This is a genomic window from Desulfofundulus sp., from assembly GCF_049701015.1.
Lineage (GTDB): Bacteria > Bacillota > Desulfotomaculia > Desulfotomaculales > Desulfovirgulaceae > Desulfofundulus.
Window position 1 is genome coordinate 1 of record NZ_JBNATZ010000152.1, and the last position, 6151, is coordinate 6151.

Genomic DNA, 6151 nt, shown 5'->3' on the forward strand with positions numbered 1-6151 from the left:
TTAAAATTTCCGTGGCCAGAAGCAAGGCCTCCCGGTCCAGCAGCATAGCCCCCACGGCGGCATCCATGCGGTCAGGCAAGCGGGAAAGCCGGCAGGAACGGTCAATGCACATCTCCACCCTTAACTCACGTGCCCTGCTGTATTTCCCCAACAGCAAACCGGCAATACTGTAATCGCAAATGTTTCTGGTGAGCAGGCGGGTCAGCTCCTGTTGTTCCTCAGTCACGGCACAAATATAATCCACCGCCTCCTGTACCCGGTTCAACTGGAGCAACCCGGCAATGGTATGCAAACGGTTCAGATACTCGTGGTTTTGTACCCGGAGGGCCTCCACAAAGGATTTTACACCGGTTAATTCCTCAGCTAAGCGGTGCACCTCGGTACGGTCCCGAAAAGAAGCCAGGGCGCCCACAATTTCCCTCTTAACCCTCACTGGTACGCGATTAACAATAATGATAGTGTTATTTAAAACCCGTTCCTGGTTGAACTCCGGTTGGCCCGTTTGCATCACCCGGGGTAAAAGACTGTCCGGGAGTACTTCAGTTATTGGCCTGCCTATCACCTCGTCATCCGTACCCAGCAAACGTTTGGCTTCGTCGTTGACCACGGTAATACGCTTCTCGCGGTCGATAGCAATAATACCCTCGCCCATAGCCTGGAGCATGGCAGTGCGTTCTTCCAGGATGCGGGCAATCTCCTCGGGCTCCATGAAAAACATAGCCCCCTTAATTCTGCTGGCCAGGTACAGGGAACCCATCAAACCGGCCAGCAAGCCGATAGCCAGGGAGGGGTAAAGCTGGGCCTGTATGGACCGGAAGATCTCGACAAAGGTGGGAGTAATAATGCCTACTACCACCACACCTACCTGTCGCGTGCCTTCATCTACTTTGATGGGAGAAAAGGCGCGGACGGCCGGCCCCATCACTCCGGTTGTGCGGGTGATATACTCCCGGCCGGACAGAGCAAGATCCAGATCCCGATCGGAAAATTTGCCTCCGATGCGCTCGGCCAACGGGTGAGAGTAACGCACCCGGTTCATATCCACCACAACAATGTACTCTACTCCCGTAGCCAGCCTTATTTTTTCGGCCACAGGCTGAATGACGCTGGCACCACCGGGAAGCCCCACATTATTCTGTACGGCCTCCATCTGGGCCAGGGTACGGGCAATAGCCAGGGCACGCCTACCCATCTCCTCTTCAAGCAGGTGGGACACTCTAATCCCCACGAGCAGGACGGCCACTAAAATGGCCAGCACCACCGAAACAAAGGATAAAATGGCCAACCTGATACGCAGAGGCAAAAAACGCCGGTAAATAGCCAAAGCAGCACCCCCTTTCATCAGTATATTATGGCTATTACGACTATTATCGCAATTCGATACCGCCAGGCCAAAACCTCCCGAGAATCCTGTAGAAAGATTGATACAACAGCAGGAGAAACCGGGGTGTTATAGAAAGATAGCTCTGGGTGACATAACTTAAGAAAGAGCCAGTGGGAATAATAACCCAGAGAGGTTAAACAATTCCAAAGAAAGTCAAGGATCCCTTCAGGCGGGCGTATAATTTTAAGTAGACCTCTGACCCGCGAGGTGAACACCTTTGGTGAAAATCAGGCTCTGGCAGAACCACAGTCATCAAGTACGAACTGTAGAATCTGAGCATTCTAACCCACCTGTTTTTTCACCGGGGGGACAACTGGATGAAGATCAGCGTCAGAAAAATGTCCGGGAAATCATGAAGGAACTGGATTCTCTGGTTGGTCTTGCCGGGGTAAAGAAACTGGTAACCGAAATCCACGCTTTTGTGGAAATACAGCGCAGGCGGCAAAAGGAAAAGCTGGTCACCGAACCGCAGGTCTTGCATATGATCTTCAAAGGAAATCCGGGGACGGGCAAAACTACCGTAGCCCGCATCATCGGACGTCTTTTCAAAGAGGTGGGGGTCCTACCCAAAGGTCACCTGGTAGAAGTGGAAAGGGCCGACCTGGTAGGGGAATATATCGGTCACACGGCACAAAAAACCAGGGAGCAGATTAAGAGAGCTCTGGGAGGTATCCTCTTTATTGATGAAGCATATTCGCTGGCCCGGGGCGGTGAAAAAGATTTTGGACGGGAAGCCATTGACGCTCTGGTTAAAGGAATGGAGGACCACAAGGATAATCTTATTCTCATCCTGGCCGGTTACCGCCAGGAGATGGAATGGTTCCTGGAAAGCAACCCCGGCTTGCGCTCCCGGTTTCCCATCCACATCACCTTTCCTGATTATTCTACCACAGAGCTTCTAGCCATTGCTGACCTGATGCTTAAAAAGCGCCAGTACCATTTATCCCCGGGAGCCCGGGACGAGCTGCGCCTCATCCTTGAAGAAACCCGTTCCCTTCACGTACACAGCGGCAATGCCCGCCTGGTACGTAATATCATTGAACGGGCTATACGCCAGCAGGCAGTTCGCCTCGTCCGCAGGAGCCGGGTCACCCGGGAAGAATTAATGACCATCAGCCGGGATGATATTCTCAGGGCGCACGAAATCAGTCCGGGAATTTGACGCAACAAGACATATTCAGATATCAAACCATCGCCTGAAAGTAGCCGTCCAGCACTGGAAAGCAAACAATCATACCGGGATTAACGAGCACGGGCATGAATTCCGTTGATAAACTTTTGTTCATTTTATACCATGCAAAGGGGAGTCTAAACTTGACTGCAACAGACTTAATCACTCTGGCAGCAGAAGTGGAAGAAGAAGTTAAGCCCTATTATGAAAAAGTCGATGCGATTGCACGCCAAAACCATGCCCGGGTACTGGCTGCCTTTCATCACGCACGAGTAAGTGATTACCACTTGAAGGGTTCCACCGGTTACGGTTACGGTGACCAGGGGCGGGAGACCCTGGAAAAGGTCTACGCGCGGGCATTTCAAGCCGAAGCAGCCCTGGTGCGGGGACAAATCATCAGTGGTACCCATGCTATTGCTCTGTGTTTATTCGGCGTTTTGCGTCCAGGAGATGAACTGCTCTCAGCAACTGGAGCACCTTATGACACCCTTCAGGAAATGATCGGTATGCGGGGACATGCTTGCGGGTCCTTAAAAGAGATGGGCGTTAGCTACCAGCAGGTAGATCTACTACCGGATGGCAGACTGAACCTGGCTGAAATTGCCCAGGCTTTGAACCAGCGCACCCGGATGGTAATGTTTCAACGTTCCCGGGGCTACAGTTTGCGCCCATCTTTAAACCTGAACGAAATGGGCCGGGCTATAGAATATATCAAGAAAAAAAACCCCCATGTGGTAGTCTTTGTAGACAACTGCTATGGTGAATTTGTGGAACCCCTGGAACCCCCAGCAGTAGGAGCGGACCTTGTAGCCGGATCACTGATTAAAAACCCCGGTGGAGGCCTGGCTCCCAGTGGTGGTTACGTGGTGGGGAGAAAGCCTTATGTGGAAATGGCTGCCAGCCGCCTGACAGCACCGGGCCTGGGCGGTGAAGTGGGACCCAGCCCCGACTATCAGCGTCTGCTCTTCCAGGGACTTTTCCTGGCTCCCCATGTGGTAGCGGAAGCTTTAAAAGGTGCCATCTTCGCCGCCCGCTTGTTTGAGCGGCTGGGCTTTAAAGTACATCCTGCCTACAACGATGAACGCACCGATATCGTACAGGCCATTCTTCTGGGCTCACCTGAAAAGGTGCTCGCTTTCTGCCGTGGTTTGCAGCAGTCTTCTCCCGTGGATTCCCATGTGCAGCCTCAACCGGTGGACATGCCTGGTTATGGTGATGCAGTGATCATGGCTGCAGGAACCTTTGTTCAGGGTTCCTCTATCGAGTTGAGCGCTGACGCTCCCATGCGTGAACCCTACGTGGTATACATGCAGGGAGGATTATCCAGAGAATATGTCCGGCTGGCCGTTCTTGCGGCAGCCAGAGCGGTACAGGCGGTGGAAAAAGGATGAATTTAAAACAACTGGAAGCCTTTTTATGGGTGGCGAAACTGCAGAGCTTCACCCGGGCCGCCAAACATCTCTACATGAGCCAGCCGGCAGTAAGTTTTCAGATAAAGTCGCTCGAGGAAAGTCTGGGTGTTCCTCTTTTTTACCGGGGCGATAAAAAGGTGGAACTTACCGAAGCAGGGCGTCTCCTCTATCCTGAAGCAAAACAGATATTGCGTCATTTTGAAAAGATAAAAACCGGACTTGATGAACTGAAAGGGCTTAAAAGGGGGCATCTCAGCCTGGGAGCCAGCACCATTCCCGGTGAATACCTTTTACCCCTGTTAATTGGCCGCTTCCACCGGCATTACCCGGGAGTAGAGGTTACCCTGCGCATAGCAGGAAGTGGTCAGGTTATCCGCTGGGTTCGGGAGAGGGAGATCGACCTGGGAGTTACCGGTGCACCAACCAGTGAGGAAGGTCTGGGATGTTTACCCTGGTACCAGGACAGACTGGTACTTATTGTTGGACCGGAACATCCCTGGGTGAGCCGGGAATCAGTCAACCCGGAAGAATTGCTGGCCCAACCCCTGATCCTGCGGGAACCGGGTTCAGGTACGCGCCGTTCACTTGAGGAAAAATTGACCCGGATGGGCCTTTCCCTGGAAGAAGCACAGGTAGTAATGGAACTGGGGAGTACCCGGGCCGTTATTACGGCCGTACAGGCTGGCCTTGGGGTCAGCCTGGTTTCTGCCCTGGCTGCTGCCGAACCTCTGGCCCTGGGAAGAGTGTGCCAGGTGGCTGTTAAGAATATGGATCTGAACCGCTATCTATACTTGATCCACCCATCGGAATGGCCAGGAAGCTTCGCCGCCGAAGCCTTCTGGGATTTCATCCGGAACGAAGAAAGGCCGGATGAAGAAACACCAGACAGTAAAAATAGACCCAACAAAAAGGCCCCTCCAACGGAGAGACCGGTTTGCTAAAACTTATTGTGTTTTTTGTTCAGAAAAGGTGGTACTCATGGGGCGCATAGGACTGATCGTGGAAATGGCGTGCTTGTAAACCATCATCTGCTTGCCGTCGCTTTCCAGAATGACAGTAAAATTGTCAAAACCCCTTACCACTCCCTTTAGCTGGAAACCGTTAACCAGAAAAATGGTCACGGGAACGTTCTCCTTGCGCACCTGATTCAAAAAGGCATCCTGTAAATTTATTTGTGGCTTACTCATTGGAAGGTCCCTCCGTCGGTAGTTATTTTTTCTATTTGCTCTTCGACGTATCCATCAATACTCCTTCTGCTAAGTTCGTAATTTCCCGGGCAACTTCCTCTAAACTGGTATATTGCCCTACATTTACCCAGTTAATCCGCGGGTCCCTTTTGAACCATGTGAACTGCCTCTTGGCAAAACGTCTGGTATTTCTTTTAAGCAAATAAACCGCTTCATCCAGGGAACACAGCCCTTGCAGGTAGGCAATGATTTCCTTGTAACCAAGACCCTGCATGGAGGTTAAACGGGGGCTGTATCCCCGCTCAAGAAGCCCTTTTACTTCTTCCACCAGACCCATCTCCATCATTCGATCCACACGAACCTCGATACGCCGGTACAGGGATTGCCTATCCATGGTCAGGCCAACAATTAAAAGCTTATAAGGAGGCTTTTCCCCTACCTGCCGCAAGGCGCTGGACATGGGCCTCCCCGTAAGATGATAAACTTCCAGGGCGCGAATCACTCTTTTTAAGTTGTTGGGATGAACACGAACCGCTGTCTCGGGGTCCACCTCGAGCAGTCTCCTGTAAACAGCCTGTGGCCCTTTTTCCTCCGCCTCCTTGGCGAGCTCACGGCGAAAATCTTCATCTACACCAGCACTGGTGAAATGGTAAGGTTCTATAACAGAACGCACATAGAGCCCTGTACCTCCAACTAAAAGGGGTAGTTTACCCCGCTCCCATATTTCACGGATATGTTTTCGGGCCTGTGCCTGGTAAAGTGCAACGCTATAGGACTCATCGGGTTCAATAATATCAATCATATAGTGGGGTATACCGCGCCGTTCTTCTATCGTTGGTTTGGCCGTGCCGATATCCATGTAGCGGTAGACCAGCATAGAATCTGCGGAAACAATTTCTCCACCCAGCCTCAGGGCAATTTCCACTGAAACAGCAGTTTTACCTACAGCCGTAGGGCCAACCAAAACCAGAAGGGGTATCGGTCTATCCATTAACCC

The 6151-nt window shown here is 51.9% G+C and carries 6 protein-coding genes; 3 read left to right on the forward strand and 3 right to left on the reverse strand.

From position 1 onward, the window contains the following. The coding region (locus tag ACPLUI_RS09780; protein WP_424660076.1) for a Spo0B domain-containing protein at nt 1-1324 on the reverse strand (1324 nt) is incomplete at its 3' end. A 277-nt stretch (nt 1325-1601) separates the two neighbouring features. Here ACPLUI_RS09780 and spoVK point away from each other — a divergent pair. The 3 genes from spoVK to ACPLUI_RS09795 all read left to right on the forward strand — a co-directional run bounded on the left by spoVK (nt 1602) and on the right by ACPLUI_RS09795 (nt 4908). Next, nucleotides 1602-2546 (forward strand): stage V sporulation protein K, encoded by a 945-nt coding sequence (gene spoVK, locus ACPLUI_RS09785; protein WP_424660077.1) that lies wholly within the window; start codon nt 1602-1604, stop codon nt 2544-2546. A 152-nt stretch (nt 2547-2698) separates the two neighbouring features. Further along, nucleotides 2699-3946 (forward strand): aminotransferase class I/II-fold pyridoxal phosphate-dependent enzyme, encoded by a 1248-nt coding sequence (locus tag ACPLUI_RS09790; protein ID WP_424660078.1) that lies wholly within the window; start codon nt 2699-2701, stop codon nt 3944-3946. Further along, a complete protein-coding gene (locus ACPLUI_RS09795; protein WP_424660079.1) occupies nt 3943-4908 on the forward strand; it encodes a selenium metabolism-associated LysR family transcriptional regulator in 966 nt (321 codons plus the stop codon). Before ACPLUI_RS09790 ends, ACPLUI_RS09795 begins: the two co-directional genes overlap by 4 nt. Nucleotides 4909-4911: 3 nt before the next feature. Here ACPLUI_RS09795 and hfq read toward each other — a convergent pair whose 3' ends face one another. Continuing rightward, nucleotides 4912-5154, reverse strand: coding sequence for an RNA chaperone Hfq (hfq, locus tag ACPLUI_RS09800; protein ID WP_424660080.1), 243 nt, complete (start codon nt 5152-5154; stop codon nt 4912-4914). A 31-nt stretch (nt 5155-5185) separates the two neighbouring features. Continuing rightward, on the reverse strand, nt 5186-6145 hold the full coding sequence (gene miaA / locus ACPLUI_RS09805) for a tRNA (adenosine(37)-N6)-dimethylallyltransferase MiaA (protein ID WP_424660081.1): 960 nt from the start codon (nt 6143-6145) through the stop codon (nt 5186-5188). Between the last annotated feature and the right edge of the window lie 6 nt (nt 6146-6151).